Here is a 14,023-nt window from a genome sequence, read left to right on the forward strand (position 1 = left end):
CCCCCTCAACACCAGGCCCGGCAGCCGGCCGGGCTCACCTCGAGCAGAGAGCATTCATCGTGGCAAAGCCGCCAGCATCGACCCTTGACCTCGTCGTCTCCCTCGCCAAGCGGCGCGGATTCGTCTTCCCCAGCGGCGAGATCTACGGCGGCACCCGGAGTGCCTGGGACTACGGCCCCCTCGGTGTCGAGCTCAAGGAGAACATCAAGCGCCAGTGGTGGAAGGCGATGGTCCAGCAGCGCGACGACGTCGTCGGCCTCGACTCGAGCATCATCCTGCCGCGCCAGACCTGGGTCGCCTCCGGCCACGTCGAGACCTTCAACGACCCGCTGGTCGAGTGCCAGTCGTGCCACAAGCGCTACCGCTTCGACCACCTCCAGGAGGAGTACGCGGAGAAGAAGGGCATCGAGGACCCCGACACCGTCGTCATCAACGAGGTCGTCGCCTGCCCGAACTGCGGCACCCGTGGCGCCTGGACCGAGCCGCGTGAGTTCTCCGGCATGCTCAAGACCCACCTCGGTGTCCTCGAGGACGAGTCGGGCCTGCACTACCTGCGTCCCGAGACCGCGCAGGGCATCTTCGTCAACTTCGCCAACGTGGTCACCTCGACCCGCCAGAAGCCCCCGTTCGGCATCGCCCAGACCGGCAAGAGCTTCCGCAACGAGATCACGCCGGGCAACTTCATCTTCCGCACCCGCGAGTTCGAGCAGATGGAGATGGAGTTCTTCGTCAAGCCGGGCGAGGACGAGGAGTGGCACCAGTACTGGATCGACGAGCGCACCCGGTGGTACACCGACCTCGGCATCAACCCCGACAACCTGCGCCACTACGAGCACGCCCAGGAGAAGCTGAGCCACTACTCCAAGCGCACCGTCGACATCGAGTACCGCTTCAACTTCCCCGGTAGCGAGTGGGGCGAGCTCGAGGGCGTCGCCAACCGCACCGACTTCGACCTCGGCACCCACATGAAGCACTCCGGCCAGGACCTGCAGTACTTCGACCAGGCCAACAACGAGCGCTACCTGCCCTACGTCATCGAGCCCGCGGCCGGTCTGACCCGCGCCCTGATGACCTTCCTCGTCGACGCGTACGCCGAGGAGGAGGCCCCCAACGCCAAGGGCGGTGTCGACAAGCGGGTCGTGCTCCGTCTCGACCACCGGGTCGCGCCGGTCAAGATCGCCGTGCTCCCGCTCAGCCGCAACGAGGCGCTCTCGCCGAAGGCGAAGGCGCTCTCGGCCGAGCTGCGCGCCAACTGGGCCGTCGACTTCGACGACTCCCAGTCGATCGGCAAGCGCTACCGCCGCCAGGACGAGATCGGCACGCCGTACTGCGTCACCGTCGACTTCGACACCCTCGAGGACAACGCGGTCACCATCCGCGAGCGCGACACCATGAAGCAGGAGCGGATCCCGCTCGAGGGCGTGAGCCGCTACTTCGCCGAGCGTCTGATCGGCGCCTGAGGCAGTACTTCACCGCCGGGCCGTTACCACCTCGTAAACCTTGCAGGGGGCGTCCTGCTGCGCGATCTGGAGAAGCGTGCGGCAGGATGTCCCCATGCAACGAGCGGGGTCCGTACTCGCCGCATCCGTCACGGGTGCGGTCTTGGCCATGTCAGTGATGGGGTGCAGCGGCACCGCGCCGAGGACGAACGCGCCCAAGCCGTCCGAGAGCGCATCCGCCTCGGCCTCCGCGTCACCCTCGGCGTCGGCCTCGCCCTCTGCCGGGGCGCTCACCGAGCCCGGTGCCGACCGCGAGCTGGGTGAGACCGCGACCGTCGAGTGGACGCCCAAGGAGGGTGTCGACGGCAAGCTGTCGATCACCGTCACCAAGCTCGAGTCGACCTCCTACAAGCAGACCTTCTCCGGCTGGAAGCTCGACGAGGCGACGCTGGCCCGCGCTCCCTACTTCGTACGCGCCACCGTCAAGAACGACGGCAAGGCCGACCTCGGTGGCTACGACGTACCGCTGTGGGGTCTCGACGACCGGGGCAGCCTGGTCGAGGCGGCCGCGTTCAAGGAGCCGTTCAAGCCCTGTGACGGCAAGACGTTCCCCAAGCCGTTCGCGCCCGGCGCCAGCGTCAACGCCTGCCTGGTCATGCTCGTCCCCGACCAGGGCAAGCTCGTCGGCGTGAGCTTCCGGCCCTATGAGGAGTTCGACCCGATCACCTGGGAGAGCGAGCCGACGCCGTACGTGGCGCCCAAGCCTTCTGGATCGCCGTCCGCCTCGCCGACCTCTTGACACCGACCGCTTGATTTCGTACGGCACGCCGCTGGCCGGACAATGGAGGGCATGTCCGTCCTTACTGCGCCCGTCTCCGGAGGTCTCAAGCTCGGCAACCTGACCGTCGACACCCCTGTGGTGCTCGCGCCGATGGCCGGTGTCACCAACGCCGCCTTCCGGCGCCTGTGCGCCGAGCAGGGTGCCGGCCTCTACGTCTGCGAGATGATCACCTCGCGCGGCCTGGTGGAGGGTGACCAGCACACCAAGGACATGCTCGTCTTCGACGAGGCCGAGACCGTACGCAGCGTGCAGCTCTACGGCACCGACCCGGTCTACGTCGGCAAGGCGACCGAGATCCTCTGCGCCGACTACGGCGTGGCGCACGTCGACCTCAACTTCGGCTGCCCGGTGCCCAAGGTGACGCGCAAGGGCGGCGGGGGAGCGCTTCCCTACAAGCGCGGTCTGCTCGGCGAGATCCTGGAGCATGCCGTACGCGCGGCGGAGCCCTACGGCGTACCGGTGACGATGAAGACCCGCAAGGGCATCGACGACGCCCACCTGACCTACATGGACGCCGGCCGGATCGCCCAGGAGAGCGGCGCCGCCGCGATCGCGCTGCACGGGCGTACGGTCGCCCAGGCGTACTCCGGCACCGCCGACTGGGACGCGATCGCCGAGCTCAAGGCCTCGGTCGACATCCCGGTGCTCGGCAACGGCGACCTCTGGGAGGCGGCCGACGCGATCCGGATGGTCGAGGAGACCGGTGTCGACGGTGTCGTCATCGGCCGCGGCTGCCTCGGACGCCCCTGGCTCTTCCGCGACCTCGCGGCCGCATTCGCCGGTGAGACGGTCAATGTTCTGCCGAATCTCGGCGAAGTGACCGACATCATGCGGCGCCATGCCGAGCTGCTCTGCGAGCACATGGGGGAGGAGCGTGGCTGCAAGGAGATCCGCAAGCACATCGCGTGGTACCTCAAGGGCTTCGGCGCCGGTGGTGAGCTGCGCCGGACCCTCGGCCTGGTGAACAGCCTCCAGGACCTTGACGAGATGCTCGCCAAGCTCGACCGGAACGAGCCTTTCCCCTCGTCACAGCTGGGTGCGCCCCGTGGGCGCCAGGGTGCGCCGCGGGACAAGGTGGTCCTTCCGGAGGGGTGGCTCGACGACGCCGACGGACGCGGCTGCGGGTTCGCCGAGAACGTGTCGGAGACCTCCGGCGGCTGAGGCTCCAGGGCCCGTTCGGATGGGTCCTGAGGGGCGTTTTCAGCCTTCGGAATCAGTCGCTCGACAGGTACAAAACTACGCAAAAACTCGGTAAGGGAATTGGAATACCCCCTGTCGTGTGTGTTGTACTCATTGCCGTGCCGAGCCCCCACCAGCACAACCCTCGACGGGTTTCATCCGTTGAAACCGTGGGAAAAACTCGGGCACAGACCATGTAGTCGAGCAAAGGATTGCGTGTGGCCGGCAGCCACAGAGGCGACACTCGGGCCGTCCGTAAGACCAAATCCATAGTTGTCAGCGCAGGGGTCGCGGTTCTCGCGACAGGCGCCGCAGTCGGCGCTGGAGCCGCTTTCGCGGAGCCAACCTCCACCCTGATCGCTAAGAACGCAGGCGCATCCGTCTCCTCGTCCAAGGCCAACGTGCCGAGCACTCGTGACGACGCGCGCGTCGCCGGCGACCGTCGCGAGACCGTCGTCAGCCGTGACGGAGGCGACCGCGAGTCGGTCTCCTCGGTCGAGACGCTGACCAAGGGACCCGAGCAGGTCGAGACCGGCACGGCCAAGGCGGTCAAGCGCTGGACCGAGGAGACGCTCAACCTCTGGTCCGCCTACGGCAAGCACGCCACCCAGTCCGGTGAGATCGAGGCCGGCGAGCTGGTCTACGCGACCGGCCGCACCGAGTCCGGCCGCGACGAGATCCTCGTCGACGGCGAGGTCGCCTGGGTGACCACCGGTCACCTCGTCGACGAGAAGCCCGAGGAGACCGGTGTCGCAGCCGGCGTCAGCACGGCCGCATGCGGTGACCCCTCGGTCGAGAGCGGTCTGGTCTCCGACGCGGTCACCGTCTACCGCGCGGTCTGCAACGCCTTCCCCGAGGTCGAGTCCATGACCGTCGGCGGTTGGGACGGTCACGGTGAGCACTCCTCGGGCAAGGCGCTCGACTTCATGCTCTCCGACAAGGCGCTCGGCGACTCGATCGCCGCCTACCTGCAGCAGCACGCAGCGGAGCTCAACCTCTACGACATCATCTGGTACCAGCGGATCTGGACGCCGGTGCGTGCCTCGGAGGGGTGGCGCTACATGGAGGACCGCGGGTCCGCCACCGCCAACCACTACGACCACGTGCACGTCTCCACGAACTGACGCGACAACTGACGCGACTGGTCTCGACGACAGGTCGGCCCGGGCTCTCGAAGCCCGGGCCGACCTGCGTTTTCGGTCGGTCGGAAGATCAACAACTTCGCAAAAGTCTCCGACCCATCGTGGGATACCCCCGCAGGTGTGTGCTTGACTCAGGCGCTGTGCCCGGGCTCACGACCCAGCTTCAGCGGAAGTGGCAAAGGGCGTTCTCGGGCGATACCCCCACATTGTCGAGCGAAGGATTGCGCAGTGGCCACCAGCCACAGAGGCGATTATCGAGCTGTCCGTAGAACCAAGAATGCCGTGGCGACCGCAGGGATCGTGACGTTCGCGACCAGCGGTGCGATGGCCGCCGGGGCGGCCGCGGCGAACCCCGGCGTCGTGATCTCCGAGGTGGAGGAGAAGTCCGGACTCCGGCTGCCGTCACTGGCCGATCGGCGCATCGAGGCCGAGGCCAAGGCGGCGGCGAAGATTCCGGCGCTGCCGACGACCCGGGAGGACACCCGGATGTCGAACGACCGCCGCGAGGTCACCGGCCGGGAGACGACGGTCAGCCGCAGCGGCGAGCGTGGGGGAGAGGCGGCGACCAACGCCCTGAGCGAGGTCGCCACGATCGAGTCGCTGATCGAGCGGCCGACGTCGGTCAGCGGCGGTGCCCAGAAGGCGGTGCTGCGCTACGTACAGGACGACGTCACCGTCTACGCCTCCTACGGAAAGCGCGCCAAGGAGCTCGGCGAGCTGAAGCTCGGACGCGCGGTCTACTACACCGGCCGCGACGAGGGTGGCCGCCAGGAGATCGTCCTGGAGGGCAACCCGGTGTGGATCCCCGAGGGCAACCTCGGCAAGACCAAGCCCGAACCCCCGCCCGAGCCCACTCCCACGCCGACCCCCTCCCCGACGCCGTCCGAGGACGCCCCGGCAGGCCTCGACTTCTCGGCCTGCGGTGACTCCTCGGTCGAGGACGGCCTGGTCTCCGACGCGGTCGACCTCTACCGCGCCGTCTGCAACGCCTTCCCCGCGGTCGCGTCCGGCACCACGTACGGCTACGACCCGCACGGCGAGCACATCAACGGCAAGGCGCTCGACTTCATGACCGACGACAAGGAGCTCGGCGACGCCATCGCCGCCTTCGTCCAGGAGCACGCCGGGGCGCTGAACATCTACGACATCATCTGGTACCAGCGCATCTGGACCCCGGTCCGAGCCGACGAGGGCTGGCGCCCGATGGAGGACCGCGGCGACCCCACGGCCAACCACTACGACCACGTGCACGTAGCCGTCAACTGAATCGCCGAGTCGGCGCGTCATGACGCGCCGACTCGACGTGATTTGGTGTCAGGTTGAGCCGACTCGGCCTCTGCTCAGTACCAGCCGACGGACTGGGAGTGGCCCCAGGCGCCGCAGGGGGAACCGTAGCGGTCGTTGATGTAGCCGAGGCCCCACTCGATCTGGGTGGCGGGGTTGGTCTCCCAGTCGTCGCCGGCGGAGGCCATCTTGGAGCCGGGGAGGGCCTGCGGGATGCCGTACGCGCTGGAGGAGGGGTTGGCGGCGGTGTGGTTCCAGCCCGACTCCTTCTCCCAGAGCGGCTCGAGGCAGGAGAACTGGTCCATCCCCCAGCCGAAGTCGCCGAGCATCGACTTGGCGATGTCCTTGGGGTTGCGCAGATCGATCTCGATCTCTTCGACGCCGGCGATGGCCCGTACGTCGTTGCCGGCCGACAGCGCGGCCTGCTTGCCGGGGTCGGCGACCTCTCGGCGGTCACCGGCCGAACGCGACAGGGAGGTCTCTCCGCCGCGCGCGGCGGACTCGGCCTCGATGGCGGCGCGCTGAGCGTCGGTGAGCTCGGGGATGTCGGCAGCGGCCGACTCACCCGCGCTCAGCGTCGGGTCGTCGGTGGCTGGCCCGGAGTAGGCCACCCCGCCTGCGACTGCGGCGCCGGTCCCGCCGAGGGCGAGGACGGAGAGGAGGAGGGTTGTCTTGGCGGTCGTACGCGCAGCCTTGTGCGGAACGTCGACAAGCGGATTCGCTGGCGCACCGCGATGTCGCGGGGCACGATGAACTGGCTTGGTCACGGGCTCTCATTCGGGGGCTGAGGCATTGCAGACCCGCAAACAATGCATGAGCACCAACCTCGTATCAAACCGGACGCACCGTTTGTAGGTCAGAAATGACCGTCCTGAGCATCACTTCCGTAACATGAGTCACAGAAATCACAACGGCCCCAGACCTTTCAGGTCCGGGGCCGTTGACGTGACAAGGATTACGGCAGAAGGACTACGGCACCACGTTCTCCAGCATCTCGGTGACCAGCGCGGCGATCGGCGAGCGCTCGGAGCGGGTCAGGGTGACGTGGGAGAAGAGCGGGTGGCCCTTCAGCTTCTCGATCACCGCGACCACGCCGTCGTGGCGTCCGACCCGGAGGTTGTCGCGCTGGGCGACGTCGTGGGTGAGCACGACCTTCGAGTTGGCGCCGATGCGGGAGAGCACCGTCAGAAGCACGTTGCGCTCCAGCGACTGCGCCTCGTCGACGATCACGAACGAGTCGTGCAGCGACCGGCCGCGGATGTGGGTCAGCGGCAGCACCTCCAGCATGCCCCGGTCGATGATCTCGTCGATCACGTCCTGCGTGGTGATCGCGGAGAGCGTGTCGAAGACCGCCTGGCCCCACGGCGACATCTTCTCGCCCTCGGTCCCAGGGAGGTAGCCGAGCTCCTGGCCACCGACGGCGAAGAGCGGGCGGAAGATCAGCACCTTCTTGTGCTGGTTGCGCTCCATGACCGCCTCCAGGCCCGCGCACAGCGCCAGCGCCGACTTCCCGGTGCCGGCCCGGCCACCGAGGGAGACGATGCCGACCTCGGGGTCGAGCAGCATCTCGAGCGCGATCCGCTGCTCCGCGGAGCGGCCGTGGATCCCGAAGACCTCCCGGTCGCCGCGGACGAGGTGGACCTGCTTGTCGGGGCCGACCCGGCCCAGCGCGGTGCCGCGGTCCGACATCAGCACCAGACCGGTGTGGCAGGGCAGGTCGCGGGCCGTGTCGAGCTCGAGGACGCCGTCGTCGTAGAGCTCGTCGAGGGCCGCGGCGGCGACGTCCAGCTCGGCCATCCCGGAGTAACCCGGGTCGGAGTCGTTGATCCGCTCACCGCGGTAGTCCTCGGCCTTGAGCCCGACCGCGGACGCCTTGATCCGCATCGGCAGGTCCTTGGAGACCAGGGTGACGTCGAGCCCGTCACCCTTCAGGTTGCGCGCGACCGCGAGGATCCGGGTGTCGTTGTCCCCGAGCCGGAATCCGCTCGGCAGCGAGGACGGGTCGGTGTGGTTGAGCTCGACACGGATGGTGCCGCCCTCCTCGCCGACCGGGACCGCGGTGTCCAGGCGGCCGTGAGTGATCCGCAGCCCGTCGAGCTGCCGGAGTGCGGAGCGGGCGAAGTAGCCCAGCTCCGGATGGTGCCGCTTGCCCTCCAGCTCGGTGATCACCACCACCGGGAGCACGACCTGGTGCTCGGCGAAGCGCGTCATGGCCTTCGGATCCGAGAGCAGGACGCTGGTGTCGAGAACGAACGTCCGCGCTGAAGGCGCCTCGCTCTCGGAGGGCGAAGACTCCGACGCCGGTGTCGGAGCGGCCGACGTATCGACCTCGGTGACATGCTCGTTCGTGGTTGGGTTGGCCACGCGGATCACCTCTCGCGACCGGCTCATACACCCATGAGTCCGGTCATTTCATCACTAATCAGATGGACCGGACGGTGGACCGTCAGTCGGGGTGCCGACCGCCTCACACCCGTCGGGATCGATGAGATCCTGACGCAGGTTCGGTTCGTGACTACTCACGTAACGGGCCTCCAGGTGCGACGGGAATTTGTTCCCCGCCGTTGGTACAACGCTACGACGCCGAACCAACGGTCCGTGGCAACACGAACGATTTTTCTTTGTGAACTCCTGGTGACACCACCGAATTGTTCCGGCCAGTGGTCAGGACAGCGGTCACCTTCCGAGCCGACGCTCGCGGTGGGCGTAGGCCCGCAGGGCCCGCAGGAAGTCCGTGCGGCGGAAGTCGGGCCAGTAGGCCTCGCAGAAGTAGAACTCCGACTTCGCGCTCTGCCAGAGCAGGAATCCGCCCAGACGCTGCTCCCCCGACGTACGGATCACCAGGTCGGGGTCGGGCTGGCCCTTGGTATAGAGGTGGTCGGCGATGTGCTCGACGTCGATGATCTGGGCGAGCTCCTCCAGCGAGGTGCCGCGGGTGGCGTGCTCGTTGAGCAGGGCGCGTACGGCATCGGCGATCTCGCGGCGGCCGCCGTAGCCGACCGCGACGTTGACCAGCATCCCGTCGACGTCCCGGGTCGCCTCCTCGGCGGCCTTGAGACGCTGGGACAGCCAGTCGGGCAGGAGGTCGAGCGCGCCGACCGGGTGCAGCCGCCAGCGGCGTACGTCCGCGAGCGAGTCCACCGCGTCGGCGATGATCTCGAGGAGCGGTGCCAGCTCGTCGGCGGGGCGGTTGAGGTTGTCGGTGGAGAGCAGCCACAGGGTGACCACCTCGATGCCGATCTCGTCGCACCAGGTGAGCAGCGGCTCGATGTTGGCCGCGCCGGCCCGGTGGCCGTGGGCGGTCGACTGGCCGACCTCCTTGGCCCAGCGACGGTTGCCGTCGAGCATCACCCCGACGTGCTTGGGCAGCTTGGAGGAATCGATCTTGCGGAGCATCCGCGCCTCGTAGGCCGGGTAGAGAACCCGACGTACGCCTTCCTTCCAGTCTGCCACGTGCAGAAGGGTATCGGCGCCGTGCCCACATCTCCCAGCGGGACAGGGTTCACCCGGTCTTCAGGTCGAGCCGATAGTCTTGGCCGCTATGAGTGAGATGACAGACGCGATGCGCCTCAAGGTCGGCACGATCACCGACTCGGTCTCCTCGAGCGTTCACGAGGCCCTCCCGAAGCTGCGCGGCTGGATCCATCTGGCCACCGCACCACTCACGCTCGCGGCCGGCATCGTCCTCATCGTGCTGGCGCCCGCGGGAGCGCCGCGGGTCGGCGCGGCAGTGTTCACCATGGCCGCCCTGCTGCTCTTCACCGTCTCCGCCGTCTACCACCGGGTCAACGCGCTCGGCCGCTGGAACGAGCGCTGGTTCACGATCATGAAGCGCTGGGACCACGCGAACATCATGCTGATGATCGCCGGCTCCTACACGCCGTTCTCGCTGCTCCTCCTCGACGGCGCCACGCAGGTCGTGCTGCTCTCGGTCGTGTGGACCGGCGCGATCCTCGGTGTGCTGTTCCGGGTGTTCTGGAACGACGCCCCGCGTTGGCTGTACGTCCCCAACTACATCGCGCTCGGCTGGGCGGCGATCTTCTTCATCCCGTCGTTCTTCACCGGAGCCGTGGCGCTCGGCCTCGGCATCGGGATCGCGACCTTCACGCTGATCTGTGTCGGCGGCGCCCTCTACACCGCCGGCGGCGTCATCTACGGCTTCAAGCGCCCCAACCCCTGGCCGCGCTGGTTCGGCTTCCACGAGGTCTTCCACACCTTCACGATCCTGGCATTCGTCGCGCATTACACGGGCGTCTCGCTGGCGACGTACTCGCTGCGCTGAGCCTGATCCCCGGCGCGCGCCGCGGCCGCGTGCCGGGCGAGCACCGCGGTAAGGATGCCGGTGACGGCGAAGAGCGCGCCCAGCACCATCCAGCCACCGGTGCCGTGGTCGATCGCGGTGGCGGTCACCACCAGCGGCGCGAGCATGTGCGCCAGCGCGTAGCCCATCTGGCTCACGCCCTGGTAGGCGCCGGCCCGCTCCTGGTCGGCGAGCTCGAAGGCCAGCCCCCAGCTGCCCGCCTCGCCACGCGTCTCGGCCGCCGAGGCGGCCAGTGCGGCGAGCAACAACAGGCACGTGGCGAACACCGGGCCCGTATAGGCCGCTCCCGCGAAGAGGATGCAGGCGGCGAGCAGCAGGAACCCGGCACCTCTCACGGCCCGGCCCGCCGTGGCGATGTCGTGGGTGCCGCGCGAGGCCCGCACCTGGAAGAGCGCGACGTAGACGGTGTTCACCACCAGGAGAAGTGAGACCAGGACCGTCGGCGCGTCGGTGTGGTCGGCCACCCACAGCGGCACCCCGATCGAGGTCACCCCGAAGTGGATCGCCATCACGCCGCTGAGCACGGTCGCGGTCACATAGGTGCGGTCGCGCAGCGGTGAGGGTCCCGCGGCCACCGTCGGCCCGGAGCCGGCGTCCATGCACGCGGCCAGGGCGGCGACCCGGCGCCTGAGCCCGATGAGCGGCACCGCCGCGAGCGTGGTGAGCACCCCGACGAGCACCATCGTGGCGCGATAGGCGGCGCCGGTGTCGACCGCGAGCGCCAGTGCGGCGAGCAGGGTGCCCACGCCGATCATCACGTTCATGACCACGCGCAGCCGGGCACGTACGGCGACCCGGTCGGGGCCGTCGAACCAGCGCGCGACCAGCGTCGACTGGGCGCTCGACTGGAAGCCTCGCGAGGCCGAGACCCACGTCGCGACCAGCACGAACGCGGCGACGTCACGCGCCAGCGCGTAGGCGAGCAGGGCGATGCCGTAGCTCGCCATCGCCCACAGCTGCACCCGGTCGGCGCCCCACCGGTCGCTGAGCCGCCCGCCTGCGTACGTCGCCACGACACCGACGGCGCCGGCGACGGTCAGGCCGATGCCGACGGTCACCGCCGAGAGGCCGATCGTGCGGGTGAAGTAGAGCGCGCTGACCGCGAAGAACATGCCACGTGCGAGGGAGAGGGCGGCGACGGCACCGACGAGCGGACGCTCGACCGGGTCGCTGGGAGGTCGGATCACGGGTCCAGTTGTCGCACCCCGCGCCCGCGCGCGCTAACGATGTAGCGTATTGCTTCATGATCAGGTACGAGCTGGCCGGTCCCGATCTGAGCGAGGTCCGGTTCGCCATCTCGCCGCTCAACGAGCTCACCCTCTCGTTGCGAGCGCTGCGCGACCCCGGCCGCTTCCCGCTCCACCTGCCTTGGCTGCGCACGGTCGCCACCGCGGACCTGGATCGGGAGACCCTGCTGGCGCTGACCAACGAGCGCCTCTGGACACCCGACTTCCTCAACCCGCGACCGCGCAACCCGCTCGCCCGGCTCGAGGACGAGGTCGAGGTGATCGCGGCGACCCCTCCGGACCGCGTACGCACCGACCTCGCCGCGGTCCACTTCGACGGCAGCCAGCCTGCGGTCCTCAGCGGACGCCCGCAGGTGGTGCTGCGCCGCGTCCTCACCGCCCTCCGAGGCTACTGGGACGCCTGCTTCGAACCGCACTGGCAGCGGATGCGAGCGGTGCTGGAGGCCGACATCGTCCATCGCGGCCGGACGATCGTGCACTCCGGCATGGCGTCGATGTTCGCCGACATCTCGCCCCGGGTGACCCTGGCCGACGATCTCCTCACGATCCGGCTCATCACGTCGAAGGTCGACTACCGGCGTACGACCGCGGGCGACGGGCTCACCCTGGTGCCCACCCTGTTCACCCGCAACCCGTCGACGCCGATCTCGCCCGAGGAGCCGCCGGTCATGTTCTACCCGGCACGCGGCCTCGGCACGCTGTGGACCAGCGACCGGCCGCAGGCGCCGCGCGCGCTGCGCGACCTCATCGGCGAGACCCGCTCCGGACTCCTCACCCTGCTGGCGGCTCCGGCCTCGTCGACCGAGCTGGCCGTACGCCTCGGGGTGACCCCTACGGCCGTCAACCAGCATCTGCGAGCGATGCGCGCAGCCGGACTGCTGACCTCGGCCCGCCACGGCCGATCGGTGCTCTACCTCCGTTCCGACCTGGGCGATCGTCTGGTCGACGCCGTCGGGTGACATCGAGACGACGAAAGGGGCGCGCGGCCACCGGCCCCGCGCCCCTTCTCGTCTAGGAGAGCCTCACATGTGCAGCGGCTCGACGACATTGTCGTCGCCGCCCTTGCCGACCCGCGAGTTGCGGTAGCCGTAGAGGAAGTAGATGGCGAAGCCGATCGCCATCCACACCAGGAACCGCAGCCAGGTCTCGACGCTCAGGTTGAGGGTCAGGTAGATGCAGATCAGCGCGGCCACGATCGGCAGCACCGGGCTGAACGGCACCTTGAAGGAGCGCGGCAGGTCCGGGCGACGCTTGCGCAGGATCGGTACGGCGATCGAGACCAGCGCGAACGCGGTCAGGGTGCCGATGTTGACCATCTCCTCGAGCTTGCCGATCGGGGTGAAGGTGGCCACGATCGCGACGAAGGCACCGATGGTGAGGGTGATCCGGACCGGGGTGCCGGTCTTCGGGTTGACGTGGGCGAACCTCACCGGGAACAGACCGTCGCGGCTCATCGCGAAGACGACCCGGATGGCGCCGATCATCAGCGTCATCACGACGGTGGTCAGACCGGCTACGGCGCCCGCCGAGATCAGGGTCGCGAAACCGCCGCGGCCGACGTCGCGGAACGCGGTGGCGAGCGCGGCCTCGGTATCGATCTGGTCGTACTTCACCATGCCGGTGATGACCAGGGCGACGGCGACGTAGAGGATCGTGCAGATCACCAGCGAGCCGATGATGCCGCGGGGCAGGTCACGCTGGGGGTTCTTGGCCTCCTCCGCGGTCGTGGCGACCACGTCGAAGCCGATGTAGGCGAAGAAGACGACGGACGCGGCGGAGATGATGCCGAGGACGCCGAAGGTCTGCGGCTCGAGGCCGAAGGCCCACTGGATCAACGGCTGGTGGATGCCCTCACCGCTGACGGAACCGGCGCGCTCGGGGATGAACGGGTCGTAGTTGGAGCCGGAGACGTAGAACATGCCGGCGACGATGACGAACAGGACGATGAACAGCTTGACAGCGACCAGCGCGAGGTTGACCCGCAGCGACTCCTTGATGCCGATCGTGATCAGGCCCACCAGGACGATCACGAGCAGCAGCGCAGCCAGGTTGGGCTGACCGAAGTCGGCGTTGGCATCCGGCCCATAGCCTTCGGGCCAGCCGAGGCCGATCTCCTCGAGGAACGTCACCAGATAGCTGCTCCAGCCCTGCGCGACCACGGACGCACCGAGCACCATCTCCAGGATCAGGTCCCAGCCGATGATCCAGGCGAGCATCTCGCCGAGGGTGGCGTAGGAGAAGGTGTACGCCGACCCCGACACCGGCACGGTCGAGGCGAACTCGGCGTAGCACAGCGCCGCCAGGCCACAGCAGATCGCGGCGATGATGAAGGAGAAGACCACACCCGGTCCGGCGTACTCGGCCGCGGCTCTACCGGTCAGGGTGAAGATTCCCGCTCCGATGATGACGCCGATCCCGAAGACGGTCAGGTCAACCGAAGTGAGCCGCCTTTTGAGCTTGAACTCCGGGGTCTCGGCATCGGCAAGGGACTGCTCGATGGATTTGGTGCGCCAAACAGACATGAGGGATAGCAAACCATCTCGATCGGTGGACTCGATAGGTCGGGGGGC

At 68.4% G+C, this 14,023-nt stretch carries 12 protein-coding genes; 7 read left to right on the top strand and 5 right to left on the bottom strand.

Annotated features, from left to right (window positions below):
- The first annotated feature begins 59 nt into the window (after window positions 1-59).
- From ABZU72_RS07240 to ABZU72_RS07260, 5 genes are all read left to right on the top strand, one after another.
- Window positions 60-1,460: a glycine--tRNA ligase gene (locus tag ABZU72_RS07240; RefSeq protein WP_091048619.1), complete on the top strand. Its 1,401-nt coding sequence runs from the start codon at window positions 60-62 to the stop codon at window positions 1,458-1,460.
- Between the two features lie 94 nt (window positions 1,461-1,554).
- Window positions 1,555-2,238 (top strand): hypothetical protein, encoded by a 684-nt coding sequence (locus ABZU72_RS07245; protein ID WP_355018182.1) that lies wholly within the window; start codon window positions 1,555-1,557, stop codon window positions 2,236-2,238.
- A 42-nt stretch (window positions 2,239-2,280) separates the two neighbouring features.
- Complete coding sequence (gene dusB, locus ABZU72_RS07250) at window positions 2,281-3,441, top strand: tRNA dihydrouridine synthase DusB (RefSeq protein ID WP_355018183.1); 1,161 nt, start codon at window positions 2,281-2,283, stop codon at window positions 3,439-3,441.
- A 419-nt stretch (window positions 3,442-3,860) separates the two neighbouring features.
- Window positions 3,861-4,583 (top strand): mucin-2 protein, encoded by a 723-nt coding sequence (locus ABZU72_RS07255; protein WP_355018184.1) that lies wholly within the window; start codon window positions 3,861-3,863, stop codon window positions 4,581-4,583.
- A gap of 300 nt (window positions 4,584-4,883) precedes the next feature.
- A complete protein-coding gene (locus ABZU72_RS07260) occupies window positions 4,884-5,867 on the top strand; it encodes a mucin-2 protein (RefSeq protein WP_355018185.1) in 984 nt (327 codons plus the stop codon).
- Between the two features lie 74 nt (window positions 5,868-5,941).
- On the opposite strand, the gene ABZU72_RS07265 is transcribed toward ABZU72_RS07260, so the two are convergent.
- The 3 genes from ABZU72_RS07265 to ABZU72_RS07275 all read right to left on the bottom strand — a co-directional run bounded on the left by ABZU72_RS07265 (window position 5,942) and on the right by ABZU72_RS07275 (window position 9,338).
- The gene (locus tag ABZU72_RS07265) at window positions 5,942-6,652 is read right to left on the bottom strand and encodes a lytic transglycosylase domain-containing protein (protein ID WP_355018186.1); all 711 of its coding nucleotides are present in this window, start codon (window positions 6,650-6,652) and stop codon (window positions 5,942-5,944) included.
- Between the two features lie 202 nt (window positions 6,653-6,854).
- Window positions 6,855-8,249: a PhoH family protein gene (locus ABZU72_RS07270; protein WP_355018187.1), complete on the bottom strand. Its 1,395-nt coding sequence runs from the start codon at window positions 8,247-8,249 to the stop codon at window positions 6,855-6,857.
- 312 nt (window positions 8,250-8,561) lie between these two features.
- Window positions 8,562-9,338, bottom strand: coding sequence for an isoprenyl transferase (locus ABZU72_RS07275; protein WP_355018188.1), 777 nt, complete (start codon window positions 9,336-9,338; stop codon window positions 8,562-8,564).
- An 88-nt stretch (window positions 9,339-9,426) separates the two neighbouring features.
- Here ABZU72_RS07275 and ABZU72_RS07280 point away from each other — a divergent pair, with 88 nt between their 5' ends.
- The gene (locus ABZU72_RS07280; protein ID WP_355018189.1) at window positions 9,427-10,167 is read left to right on the top strand and encodes a hemolysin III family protein; all 741 of its coding nucleotides are present in this window, start codon (window positions 9,427-9,429) and stop codon (window positions 10,165-10,167) included.
- Here ABZU72_RS07280 and ABZU72_RS07285 read toward each other — a convergent pair.
- Window positions 10,128-11,393 (bottom strand): MFS transporter, encoded by a 1,266-nt coding sequence (locus ABZU72_RS07285; protein WP_355018190.1) that lies wholly within the window; start codon window positions 11,391-11,393, stop codon window positions 10,128-10,130. The genes ABZU72_RS07280 and ABZU72_RS07285 overlap by 40 nt on opposite strands.
- Window positions 11,394-11,449: 56 nt before the next feature.
- Here ABZU72_RS07285 and ABZU72_RS07290 point away from each other — a divergent pair, with 56 nt between their 5' ends.
- Window positions 11,450-12,412, top strand: a complete 963-nt coding sequence (locus tag ABZU72_RS07290) for a DUF5937 family protein (RefSeq protein ID WP_355018191.1) — start codon at window positions 11,450-11,452, stop codon at window positions 12,410-12,412.
- Window positions 12,413-12,475: 63 nt separating this feature from the next.
- On the opposite strand, the gene ABZU72_RS07295 is transcribed toward ABZU72_RS07290, so the two are convergent.
- Window positions 12,476-13,975 carry an amino acid permease gene (locus tag ABZU72_RS07295; protein WP_355018192.1) on the bottom strand — a complete coding sequence of 500 codons (1,500 nt, stop codon included), beginning with the start codon at window positions 13,973-13,975 and terminating at the stop codon, window positions 12,476-12,478.
- Window positions 13,976-14,023: the final 48 nt, after the last annotated feature.

Origin of the sequence: Nocardioides sp. NPDC004968 (assembly GCF_040608935.1) — a bacterium.
Lineage (GTDB): Bacteria > Actinomycetota > Actinomycetes > Propionibacteriales > Nocardioidaceae > Nocardioides.